Annotated in this window: 10 protein-coding genes; 3 read left to right on the top strand and 7 right to left on the bottom strand. The window is 71.8% G+C overall.

Annotated elements, in window-relative coordinates; genetic code table 11:
- Window positions 1-43: 43 nt before the first annotated feature.
- Complete coding sequence (locus tag ACF07N_RS06465; protein WP_392109163.1) at window positions 44-1579, top strand: MFS transporter; 1536 nt, start codon at window positions 44-46, stop codon at window positions 1577-1579.
- A gap of 106 nt (window positions 1580-1685) precedes the next feature.
- Here ACF07N_RS06465 and serA read toward each other — a convergent pair whose 3' ends face one another.
- From serA to ACF07N_RS06495, 6 genes are all read right to left on the bottom strand, one after another.
- Window positions 1686-3275: a phosphoglycerate dehydrogenase gene (gene serA / locus ACF07N_RS06470; RefSeq protein ID WP_383337682.1), complete on the bottom strand. Its 1590-nt coding sequence runs from the start codon at window positions 3273-3275 to the stop codon at window positions 1686-1688.
- A gap of 220 nt (window positions 3276-3495) precedes the next feature.
- On the bottom strand, window positions 3496-4494 hold the full coding sequence (ilvC, locus tag ACF07N_RS06475) for a ketol-acid reductoisomerase (RefSeq protein WP_392109166.1): 999 nt from the start codon (window positions 4492-4494) through the stop codon (window positions 3496-3498).
- A 122-nt stretch (window positions 4495-4616) separates the two neighbouring features.
- A complete protein-coding gene (gene ilvN, locus ACF07N_RS06480) occupies window positions 4617-5141 on the bottom strand; it encodes an acetolactate synthase small subunit (protein ID WP_358561389.1) in 525 nt (174 codons plus the stop codon).
- Between the two features lie 22 nt (window positions 5142-5163).
- A complete protein-coding gene (locus ACF07N_RS06485; protein ID WP_383337678.1) occupies window positions 5164-7011 on the bottom strand; it encodes an acetolactate synthase large subunit in 1848 nt (615 codons plus the stop codon).
- A 231-nt stretch (window positions 7012-7242) separates the two neighbouring features.
- Window positions 7243-10251: a putative bifunctional diguanylate cyclase/phosphodiesterase gene (locus ACF07N_RS06490; RefSeq protein ID WP_392109170.1), complete on the bottom strand. Its 3009-nt coding sequence runs from the start codon at window positions 10249-10251 to the stop codon at window positions 7243-7245.
- A gap of 421 nt (window positions 10252-10672) precedes the next feature.
- On the bottom strand, window positions 10673-11623 hold the full coding sequence (locus ACF07N_RS06495; protein ID WP_392109173.1) for a 2-hydroxyacid dehydrogenase: 951 nt from the start codon (window positions 11621-11623) through the stop codon (window positions 10673-10675).
- Window positions 11624-11700: 77 nt separating this feature from the next.
- On the opposite strand from ACF07N_RS06495, the gene ACF07N_RS06500 reads away from it, so the two are divergent.
- Together ACF07N_RS06500 and ACF07N_RS06505 are read left to right on the top strand one after the other, a co-directional pair.
- Window positions 11701-12699 (top strand): aldo/keto reductase, encoded by a 999-nt coding sequence (locus tag ACF07N_RS06500; RefSeq protein ID WP_392109176.1) that lies wholly within the window; start codon window positions 11701-11703, stop codon window positions 12697-12699.
- Between the two features lie 137 nt (window positions 12700-12836).
- Window positions 12837-14006 (top strand): PQQ-dependent sugar dehydrogenase, encoded by a 1170-nt coding sequence (locus ACF07N_RS06505; RefSeq protein WP_392109179.1) that lies wholly within the window; start codon window positions 12837-12839, stop codon window positions 14004-14006.
- Between the two features lie 23 nt (window positions 14007-14029).
- Here ACF07N_RS06505 and ACF07N_RS06510 read toward each other — a convergent pair whose 3' ends face one another.
- Window positions 14030-14218 (bottom strand): DUF6191 domain-containing protein, encoded by a 189-nt coding sequence (locus tag ACF07N_RS06510; protein WP_383325539.1) that lies wholly within the window; start codon window positions 14216-14218, stop codon window positions 14030-14032.
- Window positions 14219-14228: the final 10 nt, after the last annotated feature.

A 14228-nucleotide genomic window follows, 5' to 3' on the forward strand; every position in this document is an offset into this window, starting at 1 on the left:
GCCGTACTAGACAGACGTTTAAGACGCTCGTACAGTCCTGCGCATGACGACGAACCTGTCCCCTCCCGCCCTCGCCGGCCGCCGCGAATGGACGGCTCTCGGCGTGCTGATGCTGCCGCTGCTGCTGGTCTCGATGGACGTGTCCGTCCTCTACTTCGCGATCCCCGCGATCAGCGCCGACCTGGAACCGAGCGCCACCCAGCAGCTGTGGATCTTCGACATCTACGGCTTCGTCCTGGCCGGCCTGCTGATGACGATGGGCGCGCTGGGCGACCGCATCGGCCGCCGCCGGCTCCTGCTGATCGGCGCCGCCGCCTTCGGTACGGCCTCCCTGGTGGCGGCCTACGCGAACAGCGCGGAGACCCTGATCGCGGCCCGGGCCCTGCTCGGCATCGGCGGCGCGACACTGATGCCCGCGACGATGGCGCTGGTCCGCACGATGTTCACCGATCCGGGGCAGCGCGCGAAGGCGATCGGCCTGTGGTCGGGCGTGATGACGGCCGGTATCGCACTCGGCTCCGTGATGAGCGGCGTCCTCGTCGAGCACTTCTGGTGGGGCTCCGTCTTCCTGGTCAACCTGCCCGCGATGGTGATGCTCCTGATCCTGGGCCCCCTGCTGCTGACGGAATCCAGGAACCCGCACCCCGGCCGCTTCGACTGGCTGAGCGTCCCCCTCTCGATGGCCGCGGTGCTCCCGGTGATCTACGGCCTCAAGGAACTCGCGTCGGAGGGCTGGCACGTCCGGTACGCGATGTCGGTGTCGGCGGGCCTGCTCTTCGCCGCGCTGTTCGTCCACCGCCAGCGCACGGCGGCGTCCCCGCTGATCTCGCCGGAGCTGTTCCGGCGCCGCGGCTTCAGCCCGGCGCTGGTCCTCAACCTCGTGGCGGCCTTCGGCATGATGGGCTCGGCCTTCTTCACCACCCAGTACATCCAGTCGGTCCTGGACAAGAGTCCTCTCGAGGCGGCGCTGTGGAGCCTGCTGCCGTCGGTGCCCATCGGACTCGCGGCCCCGGTCAGCGCCCAGCTCGTGCAGCGGGGCGTGCCCCGCGCGTACGTCGTCGGCGGCGGCTTCGCGGTCACCGCGTGCGGCTACGTGCTGCTGGCCCTGACCGGGACCCGGTCCCTCTGGCTGCTGCTGGCCGCGTGTGCCGTCCTGGCCTGCGGCATCGTCGCCGTCATGTCCCTGGTGGTCGACATGGCCATGAGCGTCGCCCCGGTGGAGAAGGCGGGCGCCGCCTCGTCCCTGCTGGAGACCGGCACGGAGTTCGGCGGCGCGCTGAGCATGGCGTTCCTCGGCTCGATCGGGACGGCTGTCTACCGCCACCGGATTCCGGACGCCGCACCCGGTCCGGCCCGCGAAACGCTGGGCGGCGCGCTGGCGGTGGCCGAACAGCTCCCGGGGCGCGCGGGAGACGCCCTGGCGGCGGCGGCACGCGAGGCCTTCACCAGCGGCATGCACGCGGCGGCGGTCACCGGGGCGGTGCTGCTGGCCGGCGCGGCGGCAGCGGCGGTCCCGGCACTGCGCCGGGCCCAGGTCGAGGACCCCATGGCGCCGGAGCGGGAGAAGGCGGCCGTCTGACGGCCCCTCGCAGTACGCCGAAGCGCCGGAGGGGCTGATCGGGTCAGCCCCTCCGGCGCTTGAGTTCAGGGCGAACGGGTGCCCGGGGGCGGAGCCCCCGGGAAGGTCACGCCAGGTTCACCGAGCGGGCGGACGTGGCGCCGATCTCCGCGGCCACTTCGGCCAGCACGGAGGCGGTCACCGTGTCGTCCACGGTGAGCACGGCGAGCGCCTCGCCGCCGACGGTGGCACGCGCGACCTGCATACCGGCGATGTTGATGCCGGCCTCGCCCAGGATGCGGCCGACCGTGCCGACGACACCCGGCCGGTCCTCGTAGCGCAGCACCACCATGTGGTCGGCGAGCGCGAGGTCCACGTCGTAGTCCCCGACGGCGACGATCTTCTGCAGGTGCTTCGGGCCGGCCAGGGTCCCGGAGACCGACACCTCCTCGCCGTCGGCGAGGGTGCCGCGCACCGTGACGACGTTGCGGTGGTCGGTCGCCTCGGAGCTGGTGGTCAGCCGCACCTCGACACCGCGCTCCTGGGCGAACAGCGGGGCGTTGACGTAGGAGACCGTCTCGTCGACGACGTCCTCGAAGACACCCTTGAGGGCGGACAGCTCCAGCACCTTCACGTCGTGCTGGGTGATCTCGCCGTAGACCTCGACGTCGAGGCGGACGGCGACCTCACCGGCGAGGGCGGTGAAGATCCGGCCCAGGCGCTCGGCCAGCGGCAGACCGGGCTTGACGTCCTCGGCGATGACACCGCCCTGCACGTTCACCGCGTCCGGCACGAGCTCACCGGCGAGGGCCAGGCGCACCGAGCGGGCGACGGCGATGCCGGCCTTCTCCTGCGCCTCGTCCGTGGAGGCACCGAGGTGCGGGGTGGCGACGACCTGGTCGAACTCGAACAGCGGGGAGTCCGTGCAGGGCTCCTTCGCGTAGACGTCGAGACCGGCGCCGGCGACCCGGCCCTCCTTCAGCGCCGAGTACAGCGCCTCCTCGTCGACGATCCCGCCGCGCGCGGCGTTGACGATGCGCACGCTCGGCTTGACCTTGCGCAGCGCCTCGTCGCCGATCAGGCCGAGGGTCTCGGGCGTCTTGGGCAGGTGGACGGTGATGAAGTCGGAGACCTCCAGCAGCTCGTCCAGCGACAGCACCTTCACGCCCATCTGCGCGGCCCGGGCGGGCTGCACGTACGGGTCGTAGGCGACGACCTTCATGCCGAAGGCGGACATGCGCTGTGCGACGAGCGCGCCGATGCGGCCGAGGCCGACGACGCCGAGGGTCTTCTCGGCCAGCTCGACACCCGTGTACTTGCTGCGCTTCCACTCGCCGTTCTTCAGCGCGGCGTTGGCCTGCGGGATGTTGCGGGCGGTGGCGAGGAGCAGACCGCAGGCCAGTTCGGCGGCGGTCACGATGTTCGAGGTGGGGGCGTTGACGACCATCACGCCGGCCTTGGTGGCGGCGGAGACGTCCACGTTGTCCAGGCCGACGCCGGCTCGTGCGACGACCTTGAGCTTCTTCGCGGCGGCGATCGCCTCGGCGTCGACCTTGGTGGCCGACCGGATCAGGATCGCGTCCACCTCGGCGATGGCGGGGAGCAGCTCGGCTCGGTCCGCGCCGTTGCAGTGCCGGATCTCGAAGTCCGGGCCCAGGGCGTCGACGGTGGCGGGCGACAGCTCTTCAGCGATGAGTACGACGGGTTTCGAGCTCACGTGAGTCCTCACAAGTCCAGTGCTGCGGACGGCCGTCCCGACGGCCGCAGGCGGTGGAGGGGTGCTTGCCGCGTGGAAGACGCACGACGCTGTGGGCCTGACGCGTATATATGCAGCAGTGTAGTGGTGCGACAGGGGGCGCCCGGCGCCTTGGCGGAAGGATCACCCGGACGGGAAAGGGCCCGGCCGCGGCGTCGGTGCCGCGGCCGGGCCCGGGGGCTCACGCCTCTTCGTCGACCCAGCTCATGAGCTTGCGCAGCTCCTTGCCGGTGGTCTCCAGCAGGTGCTCGGAGTCCTGCTTCTTGTACTCGTTGTACTTCTTCAGACCGCCGTGGTACTCGTCCATCCAGTTCTTGGCGAACGTGCCGTCCTGGATCTCGGCGAGGACCTTCTTCATCTCGGCCTTGGTGGCGTCCGTGATGATGCGCGGGCCGGTGACGTAGTCGCCCCACTCGGCGGTCTCGGAGATCGACCAGCGCATCTTCTCCAGGCCGCCCTCGTACATGAGGTCCACGATCAGCTTCAGCTCGTGCAGGCACTCGAAGTAGGCGATCTCCGGCTGGTAGCCGGCCTCGGTCAGCGTCTCGAAGCCCGCCTTGACCAGCGCCGCGGTGCCACCGCACAGGACGGCCTGCTCACCGAACAGGTCGGTCTCGGTCTCCTCGGTGAAGGTCGTCTTGATGACGCCGGCGCGGGTGCCGCCGATGCCCTTGGCGTAGGACAGGGCCAGCGCGAAGGCGCTGCCGGAGGCGTCCTGCTCGACGGCGGCGATGCACGGAACGCCGCGGCCCTCCTCGTACTGGCGGCGGACCAGGTGGCCCGGGCCCTTCGGGGCGACCATGCAGACGTCCACGCCGGCCGGGGGCTTGATGAAGCCGTAGCGGATGTTCAGGCCGTGGCCGAAGAACAGCGCGTCCCCGTCGCTCAGGTTCGGGGCGATGTGCTCCTCGTAGACCTGGGCCTGGATCGGGTCCGGGACGAGGATCATGATGACGTCGGCCTCGGCGGCGGCCTCGGCCGGGGTCACCACGCGCAGGCCCTGCTCCTCGGCCTTGGCCTTGGACTTGGAGCCCTCGTGCAGACCGACGCGGACGTCGACACCCGAGTCACGGAGGGACAGCGCGTGGGCGTGGCCCTGGCTGCCGTACCCGATGACCGCGACCTTGCGGCCCTGGATGATGGACAGGTCGGCGTCGGCGTCGTAGAACAGCTCGGCCACTTTGGGTTCTCTCCTCGGGAGTGCAGGTGTTGCGTCCCACCGTATGACGGGGGGCGGAAGGGAAGTCTGAGGGTCTCGGAATACGGGCGGCCGACGGGCGCGCCGACCGCCCTTTTTCCGTCTTACGCCGACCGGTCCAGGGCGCGCAGCGACCGGTCCGTGATGGAACGGGCACCGCGGCCGATCGCGATCGTGCCGGACTGGACGAGTTCCTTGATGCCGTACGGCTCCAGCATCTTGAGCATCGCGGAGAGCTTCTCGCCGGATCCGGTGGCCTCGATGGTGACGGCCTCCGGGGAGACGTCGACGGTCTTGGCGCGGAACAGCTGGACGATCTCGACGATCTGGGAGCGCGTCTCGTTGTCGGCGCGCACCTTCACCAGGACGAGTTCGCGCTGGACGGCCTGCGCCGGCTCCAGTTCGACGATCTTGAGCACGTTGACCAGCTTGTTGAGCTGCTTGGTCACCTGCTCCAGCGGCAGGTCCTCCACCCCCACGACGATGGTGATGCGGGAGATGTCGGGGTGCTCGGTGACACCGACGGCGAGCGAGTCGATGTTGAAGCCGCGGCGGGAGAAGAGGGCGGCGATCCGGGCCAGGATGCCGGGGGTGTTCTCCACCAGGACGGAGAGCGTGTGCTTGGACATGGTCTTTTTACGTCTCTCTCGCTCAGTCGTCTTCGTTGTCGCCGAAGTCGGGGCGGACGTCCCGGGCGGCCATGATCTCGTCGTTGGAGGTGCCGGCGGCGACCATCGGCCAGACCATGGCGTCCTCGTGGACGATGAAGTCGACGACGACGGGGCGGTCGTTGATGGAGTTCGCCTCCTCGATGACCTTGTCCAGGTCGTCCGGGGACTCGCAGCGGATGGCGTGGCAGCCCATGGCCTCCGACAGCTTCACGAAGTCGGGGACGCGGGTGCCGCGGGCCTCCGGGTTCACGTCGTCCGGGCCGGAGTGCAGGACGGTGTTGGAGTACCGCTGGTTGTAGAAGAGGGTCTGCCACTGGCGGACCATCCCGAGGGCGCCGTTGTTGATGACGGCGACCTTGATCGGGATGTTGTTCAGGGCGCAGGTGGTGAGCTCCTGGTTGGTCATCTGGAAGCAGCCGTCGCCGTCGATGGCCCAGACGGCCCGGTCGGGGGCCCCGGCCTTGGCGCCCATGGCGGCCGGGACGGCGTAGCCCATGGTCCCGGCGCCGCCGGAGTTGAGCCAGGTGCCGGGCTTGTCGTACTCGATGAAGTGGGCGGCCCACATCTGGTGCTGGCCGACGCCCGCCGCGAAGATCGTGCCCTCCGGGGCGAGCTGCCCGATGCGCTCGATGACCGCCTGCGGGGACAGGGAGCCGTCGCCGGGCTGGTCGTAGCCGAGCGGGTAGGTCTCGCGCCAGCGGTTCAGGTCGTTCCACCACATGCCGTAGTCGCCCCGGTGGCCCTCGGCGTGCTCCTTCTGCACCGCCTGGATCAGGTCGGCGATGACCTCGCGGGCGTCCCCGACGATCGGCACGTCGGCCGCGCGGTTCTTGCCGATCTCGGCCGGGTCGATGTCCGCGTGGACGATCTTGGCCAGGGGCGCGAAGCTGTCCAGCTTGCCGGTGACGCGGTCGTCGAAGCGGGCGCCGAGGGCGACGATCAGGTCCGCCTTCTGCAGGGCGGTCACGGCGGCCACCGAGCCGTGCATGCCGGGCATGCCCAGGTGCTGCGGGTGCTTGTCCGGGAACGCGCCGAGCGCCATCAGGGTGGTCGTGACGGGCGCGCCGGTCAGCTCGGCGAGGACCTTCAGCTCGGCGGTGGCCCGGGCCTTGAGCACGCCGCCGCCGACGTACAGCACGGGCCGGCGGGCCTGGGTGATCAGCTTGGCGGCCTCGCGGATCTGCTTGGCGTGCGGCTTGGTCACCGGGCGGTAGCCGGGCAGGTCCATGGTGGGCGGCCAGGAGAAGGTCGTCTTCGCCTGGAGGGCGTCCTTGGCGATGTCGACCAGGACCGGGCCGGGACGGCCGGTGGAGGCGATGTGGAAGGCCTGCGCGATGATCCGCGGGATGTCCTCGGCCTTGGTGACCAGGAAGTTGTGCTTGGTGATCGGCATGGTGATGCCGACGATGTCCGCCTCCTGGAAGGCGTCCGTGCCGATCGCCTTGGACGCCACCTGGCCGGTGATCGCGACCAGCGGCACGGAGTCCATGTGCGCGTCGGCGATCGGCGTGACCAGGTTGGTGGCGCCCGGGCCCGAGGTGGCCATGCAGACGCCGACCTTGCCGGTGGCCTGCGCGTAGCCGGTGGCGGCGTGTCCGGCGCCCTGCTCGTGACGGACCAGGACGTGGCGCACCCTGGTGGAGTCCATCAGCGGGTCGTAGGCGGGAAGGATCGCACCGCCGGGAATGCCGAATACCGTGTCGGCGCCGACCTCCTCGAGAGAGCGGATGAGGGACTGCGCGCCCGTGACGTGCTCGGGGGCGGAGTGCTGTCCTCCGGATCGGGGCCGGGGCTGCGGGTGGTGGGCCCCGGTGGCCTGCTCGGTCATCGGCATTCTCTTCTCAGATGCTGAGGGTTTTTTGCGAGGTTTGGACGGGCTTCGGCTGCTGCACGGACGGTGTCTGTGCAACAAAAAACCCCTCGTGCCGTAGGGCAAGCGAGGGGAGCGCGCCGGGTGGGGTCGCTGAGCGGTCGAGGCTCAGCGTCAGCCGACGCGCTTTCCAAGTACGAGAATTCGGGTGCGCATGGCACAGACCCTCCCCCCGGCGCCCACTCACTGTCAAGTGGGTGGGACGGGAGTCTCATTATGTGAACGGAGGGCCGTGCCGCCTCCGATGACGGCGGACACGTTCGCGCTGTACACACGCGGGGCACCGCCCGTGAGGGCCGGCTCGGCCGGTGTCTGCGGCAGCGGATAGTGGCCTGCCGCGAGCGCCCGGCGCAGCCGGTACTCGTCCAGCGGCCCGGAGAAGGCCATGCCCTGCCCGTGCGTGCATCCCATGGCGCGCAGGGCGAGGACCTGCTCGGGCAGATCGACCCCCTCGGCCACGGACTGCAGCCCGAGGTCGCCGGCGATGCGCAGCAGCCCGCCGGTGATCTTGTGCAGCCGGGCGGACTCGACGACGCCCTCGACCAGGCCGCGGTCGAGCTTGAGGATGTCGACGGGCAGCCTCCTGAGGGCCGTGATCGCCGCACAGCCGCTGCCGAACCCGTCGAGCGCGATCCGTACGCCGACCCGCCGCAGGGCGCCCAGGCGCCGCTCCAGCTCGTCCAGCGGGACGCTCGGGTCGGCGTCGGACAGCTCGATGACCAGTGAGCCGGACGGCAGGCCGTGCCGGGTGAGCAGCGCCTCGATCGTGTCCAGCGGCATGGACTTGTCCAGCAGCCGGCGGGCGCTCATCCGGACGACGACCGGCACGGACAGCCCGCTCGCGTGCCGCTCGGCCGCCTGCTCGACGGCCTCCTCGATCATCCAGCGGCCCAGCTCGGCGGTCCGGTCGCCGTCCTCGGCCACGCGCAGGAACTCCGCCGGGGTGAACAGCACCCCCTGGGAGGAACGCCAGCGCGCCTGCGCGGACACCGACGTGATCCGGCCGTCCTCCAGGCACACCACCGGCTGGTGGAGCAGGGCGAACTCGCCGTCGTGCAGCGCGGCCCGCAGGCGGGTGGCCAGCTCCGCCTTGCGCACGACGTCCTGCTGCATCTGCGGCTTGTACAGCTCGACGCGGCCCTTGCCGCCGGCCTTGGCCCGGTACATCGCCAGGTCGGCGTTGCGCAGCAGCTCGCCCGCGCCGAGGCCCGCCTCCGCGAAGGCCACACCGATGGAGGCGTTGACGCGGACATCGTTGCCGTCGATGAGGTAGGGCTGGGACAGCGTCGTCCTGAGGCGGTCGGCGAGCTCCAGGATGTGCCGCTCCCGGGCCTGACGGTCGCGGGTGTTGTCCCCGACGATCAGGGCCGCGAACTCGTCGCCGCCGAGCCGTGCGGCGGTGTCGCCCTGGCGGACCGAGTCCTGGAGCCTGCGGGCGGCCTGGACGAGCAGCTCGTCCCCGGCCTGGTGCCCGATCGTGTCGTTGACGGCCTTGAAGCCGTCGAGGTCGATGAAGAGCACGGCCGTGTTCCGCAGGGCCACGCCCCGGTCGGAGGCGCGGCGGCCCGACAGCGCGTGCTGGACGCGCTTGGTGAACAGGGCGCGGTTGGGCAGGTCGGTGAGCGGGTCGTGCTCGGCGTTGTGCTGCAACTGCGCCTGCAGCCTGACCCGTTCGGTCACGTCTCTGCTGTTGAAGATGAGGCCGCCGTGATGGCGGTTGACGGTCGACTCCACGTTGAGCCAGCCTCCGTCGCCCGAGCGGAAGCGGCACTCGATGCGCGTGGTGGGCTCCTCGACCGGGTTGGCGGCGAGGAACCGGCGCACCTCGTGCACGACGCAGCCGAGGTCCTCCGGGTGGATGAGATGGGCCAGTTCCGTGCCCACCAGTTCCTCCGCCGGGCGGCCGTAGACGCCGGCGGCGGCCGGGGAGACGTACCTCAGCACACCGCTGGGCGCGGCGATCATGATGACGTCGCTGGAGCCCTGCACCAGGGAGCGGAAGTGGTTCTCCTTCTGGGCCAGTTCCTGGGTGAGGGTGATGTTGTCGAGCAGCATGATGCCCTGGCGCACGACCAGCGCGAGCACGACCGTGCCCCCGGTCAGCAGGACCACGCGGTCGACGCTGCGGCCGTTGAGGACGTTGTAGAGGATGCCCAGGGTGCACACGGCGGCCGCGAGATACGGCGTGAGGGCGGCGAGGGAGCCGGCGATGGGCCGGGCGGCCGGGTAGCGGCTGTGCTCCCCTCCGGGCGGCGGGTGGTGGGGTCCGCTGCGCTGTCCGGGGACGTGCTCGTGGACCACGCGGGTGTGCCCCGCCCCGCCGTGCCGGTCCGGGCCCTGCCGGTCGCTGTCGGCCGAGCGGGGCGCGGCCCACGGGGCGTACGCCAGCAGCAGCGAGCCGGCGAACCAGCCCGCGTCGAGCAGCTGACCCGAGCGGTAGTCGTGGTGCATCAGCGGCGAGGTGAACAGGGCGTCGCACATCACGGTCAGCGCGAGGGCGCCGATGGCGGTGTTGACCGCCGAGCGGTTCACCGCCGACCGCCGGAAGTGCAGCGCGAGCACCATGCTGACCAGCGCGATGTCGAGGAGCGGGTAGGCCAGCGACAGCGCGGTGTGCGCCACGCCGGGCCCCTCGGACCTGGCGGCCTGGGCGAGGGCGAGGCTCCAGGCCAGGGTGAGCAGCGAGCCGCCGATCAGCCAGGCGTCGAGCCCGAGGCAGACCCAGCCGGCCTTGGTCACCGGCCGTTTGGCGAGGACCAGCAGTCCGACGATGGCGGGCGGAGCGAAGCACAGGAAGAACAGGTCGGCGTAGCTGGGGCTGGGCACGGGCAGCCCCAGGACCACCTCGTACCACCCCCAGACCAGGTTGCCCAGGGACGCCATGGCCGAGGAGAGGCCGAACAGCAGCCAGGCGGATCGAAAGCGGGTGCGGCGGCTGCGGGCGTAGAGGAAGCACGAGACGGCGGCGGTGGCCGCCGCGGCGCTCAGCCCGAAGTCGCCCATGATCAGGGCCATGTCGTGCGAGCCCCAGCCGAGCGCGGCACCGACGGCGTATCCCGCGCACAGCAGGGCCAGCACGAACTGGAGGGCCGGGCCCGGCCGGGGGCCGGGGGCCGGCGTGCGGGGCAGCAGCGCGCTCGTGGCCGGAGGCTGTGCCCGCAGCGCTCCGTCCAGCGTGGTGGTCGGGGGCGCGCTCACCGGACCCTCCCGGTCCGTGTCGCTCCCGGGTCCCGCGGGCGCCGGTGCACCGGCGGGGCCTGCCTTCGGCGGCTCCCCGCCCCGCGGTGATGGTGGTGGTCGGTGCGGTGTGTGCTGTGGTGGGTGTGGTGGCCGCCGTGATCGGCGTGCTGACCGCGTCTGCTCGCGGCCGTCCGCCAGGGTCGCCGCCGGCCGCCCCGCCCCGTCGGATCGCTCGTCCAAAGGCCGTGCATCGCCTGTCGCCCCCCTCACAGTCTGAAGTGTCCGTCCCCGGCGCCGAACGGTCCCCGGCGCAGCCCCTGCCGGGACGATACACCAGTCTCGTCACTCAGGGACATAGGTTCTCTACTCTCCGTGACGATCAACAGATATATGAGTACCCACCGCGCCCGGAGGATTGCGGACGGTACTCGAAACTCCGTCAGTCCGTGGGTGCACCCGTCGTAAGGATCACGTTGCGCAGCGGCTCCCGGTTCACATGACGGTTCAACTGGTCCACCAGGAGCCGCCGGGCGCGCGGCAGGAACGCGGAGGTGGGGCCGCCGGCATGGGGGCTGATCAGTACCCCCGGCGCACGCCACAGTGGATGTTCGCGCGGCAGGGGCTCGGGGTCGGTGACGTCCAGGGCCGCGGTGATGCGGCCGTTCTCCACCTCGGCGAGCAGGGCCTTGGTGTCCACGACGGGGCCGCGGGCCACGTTGACCAGCAGCGCTCCGTCCTTCATCCGGGACAGGAAGTCGGCTCCGGCCAGGCCGCGGGTGGCCTCGGTGAGCGGGGTGGACAGGACGACGACGTCCGCCGCGGGCAGCAGCGCGGGGAGTTCGGTGAGCGGGTGCACCGGACCGCGCGCCGTGGTGCGCTCGGAGCGCGCGACGCGCGCCACCCGCGCGGGCTCGAACGGAACGAGCCGGTCCTCGATGGCCGCGCCGATCGATCCGTACCCGACGATGAGCACGCTCCTGTCGGCGAGCGCGGGCCGGAAACCGCCGAGCCACTCCCCCCGGTCCTGGGCGCGGACGAAGTCGGGGATGCCGCGCAGCGAGGCGAGGATCAGGGCGAGGGTGAGCTCCGCGGTGCTGGCCTCGTGCACCCCGCGGGCGTTGCACAGGCGCACCCCCGGACGCAGCTGTCCCAGCCCCGGCTCGACGTGGTCGATCCCGGCGGAGAGGGTCTGCACGACCTCCACGCGGCTCATCCGCGGCAGGGGACGTACGCACAGGGGGCTGGGCTTCATATAGGGGACGACGTAGAAGGCGCAGTCGGCCGGGTCGGCGGGGAAGTCGTCCGCGCCGTCCCAGAAGCGGTAGTCCGGCCCCTCGGGGAGTCCCTCGATCTCGTCCGGCGGGATGGGCAGCCACACGTCAGCAGTCATGCTCCGGAGGCTATGTCAGGAGCGCGCCACGGCAGAGGTTAGGTTGGGGTGGCCGGAACAGGGAGGGTCACGACCAGGTGGAGCGCAGGACGATCGGCGCGGGCGCACTCGCCGTGGGGGCCGTCGGACTCGGGTGCATGCCGATGAGCTGGGCGTACAGCACCTCGCGGCAGCGCGGCGACGAGTCGCTCAGGGCGGTGCACCGGGCGCTGGACCTGGGGGTGTCCCTGCTGGACACGGCCGACATGTACGGGCCCTTCACCAACGAGCTGCTGGTGGGGCGGGCGTTGAAGGAGCGGCGGTCCGACGCCTTCGTGTCGACGAAGGTCGGCCTGCTCGTGGGCGACCAGCACATCGTCGCCAACGGCCGTCCCGGGTACGTGAAGCGGGCCTGTGACGCCTCGCTGCGGCGGCTGCAGACCGACGTGATCGACCTCTACCAGCTGCACCGGGCCGACCCGGAGGTGCCCGTGGAGGAGACCTGGGGCGCCATGGCGGAACTCGTCCAGGCCGGGAAGGTGCGGGCGCTGGGGCTGTGCGCGGTGGGCGCCCGGTCCTCGCGCAGGGGCGGGACCCGGCTGCACGACGCGACGATCCGGCAACTGGAGCGGGTGCAGCAGGTCTTCCCCGTCGGCGCGGTGGAGGCGGAACTGTCGGTGTGGTCGCCGGAGGCGCTGGAGACGCTGCTGCCGTGGTGCGAGACCCGGGGCGTCGGCTTCCTCGCGGCGATGCCTCTGGGCAACGGCTTCCTGACCGGGCGGCTGCGGCCCGGGGCGGGCTTCGAGGCGGACGACCTGCGCGCCCGGCACCCGCGCTTCACGGCCGAGATGATGGCCGCGAACCAGCCCATCGTCGCGGGCCTGCGCCGGGTGGCCGGCCGGCACGGCGGTGGCGTCACGCCCGGCCAGATCGCCCTGGCGTGGGTGCTCGCCCAGGGGCGGCACGTGGTGCCGGTCCCGGGCACGAAGCAGGAGCGCTGGGTGGCGGAGAACGCGGCCGCAGCGGCCCTGCGGCTGGAGCCCGAGGACCTCAGGGAGATCGCGGAGCTGCCGGCGGCGCAGGGGTCCTGGGACTGAGCGCCCGAACGCGGGGGCACCGGCCCCCCGGGGCGTAGGGGGCATACCCCTTGTTCACGGTTCGAGGTTTCGTGATCGGGAACTTGAGGGGCGCGAGCGGTGTATGACAGGGAGAACCCTGCCGCGTCGAAGGGACCATGATCGTGCAACGTCGAGCCGTCCCGGCCGTGCTGGCCGCCGCAGCGCTCCTGCTGACCGCCGGCTGCTCCTCCGGCGACGGGGACCCGTCCGGCGACCGGAGCGCCTCCCCGAGCCGTACGGCGACGGGCTCCTCCGCACCGCCGCGGCAGGCCGCCGGACCGACACCCCCCGCCAAGGGCTCGGTCACGGTGGTCCGCACCGTCGCCGAGGGCCTCGACTCCCCCTGGGGTCTCGCCCCGCTGCCGGGCGGCGGCCTGCTGGTCTCCTCCCGGGACGAGGGGACGATCGTCCGGATCGACGAGAAGACCGGCAAGAAGACGGAGCTGGGCGAGGTGCCCGGGGTCGCGGCGGAGGGCGAGGGCGGCCTCCTCGGCATCGCCCTCTCCCCCGGCTTCGCCTCCGACCACATGATCTACGCGTACTTCACCTCGGCCGGCGACAACCGCGTCGTCCGCATGCTCTACGACGCCGGCAAGCCCGCCGGCGAGCAGCTCGGCGCGCCCGACACGGTCTTCCGGGGCATTCCCAAGGGCTTCGTCCACAACGGCGGCCGGATCGCCTTCGGCCCGGACCGGATGCTGTACGTGGGCACGGGCGAGAGCGGGGACACCGGCCTGTCCCAGGACAGGGACTCCACGGGCGGCAAGATCCTGCGGCTGACCCCGGAGGGCGAGCCGGCCCCCGGCAACCCGTTCTCCGGCTCGCCGGTGTACTCCTACGGGCACCGCAACGTGCAGGGCCTGGCCTGGGACACCGAGCAGCGGCTGTTCGCCGCGGAGTTCGGGCAGGACACCTGGGACGAGCTCAACGCGATCGCGCCGGGCGGCAACTACGGCTGGCCGGAGGCGGAAGGCGAGTCCGACGACGCGGACTTCCGCGACCCGGTCGAGCAGTGGTCGACGGCGGAGGCCTCCCCCAGCGGCATCGCCTACGCCGAGGGGTCGGTGTGGATGGCGGGCCTGCGCGGCAAGCGGCTGTGGCGCATCCCGCTGAACGGCACGGCGGCCTCGGCGGAGCCGCAGGCGTTCCTGGAGGGCGAGTACGGCCGGCTGCGCACGGTCGTCCCGGCGGGCGGCGACCGGCTGTGGCTGGTGACCAGCAACACGGACGGCCGGGGCGCCCCGAAGGACGGTGACGACCGCATCCTGGAGGTGCGGGTGAGGTAGCACCCGGGGGTGACGGCGCGGCCCTAGTCCTGCTCGGCGTCGTCCCCGGAGTCCGCCGGGGGCCGGACGACGACCTTCCCGGACGCCAGGTCTATCGGGCCGCGTCCGGGATCGGCGTCGCCGACGTCCTCCCGGGTCAGCTCCAGGCGTCTGTGCTCGTCACGGGTGTGTTTGCGGCCGGGCGAGAAGAGTTCCTCGAACAGGTTGAACACGGAGCCTCCC

Origin of the sequence: Streptomyces sp. NPDC015242 (assembly GCF_043079125.1) — a bacterium.
Lineage (GTDB): Bacteria > Actinomycetota > Actinomycetes > Streptomycetales > Streptomycetaceae > Streptomyces.

Bases quoted from the DNA above. Each gene is read 5' to 3' on its own strand.
- ACF07N_RS06465 (WP_392109163.1), top strand. From the start codon at position 44: ATGACGACGAACCTGTCCCCTCCCGCCCTCGCCGGCCGCCGCGAATGG.
- ilvN (WP_358561389.1), bottom strand. From the start codon at position 5,141: ATGTCCAAGCACACGCTCTCCGTCCTGGTGGAGAACACCCCCGGCATC.
- ACF07N_RS06485 (WP_383337678.1), bottom strand. From the start codon at position 7,011: ATGACCGAGCAGGCCACCGGGGCCCACCACCCGCAGCCCCGGCCCCGA.
- ACF07N_RS06495 (WP_392109173.1), bottom strand. From the start codon at position 11,623: ATGACTGCTGACGTGTGGCTGCCCATCCCGCCGGACGAGATCGAGGGA.
- ACF07N_RS06505 (WP_392109179.1), top strand. From the start codon at position 12,837: ATGATCGTGCAACGTCGAGCCGTCCCGGCCGTGCTGGCCGCCGCAGCG.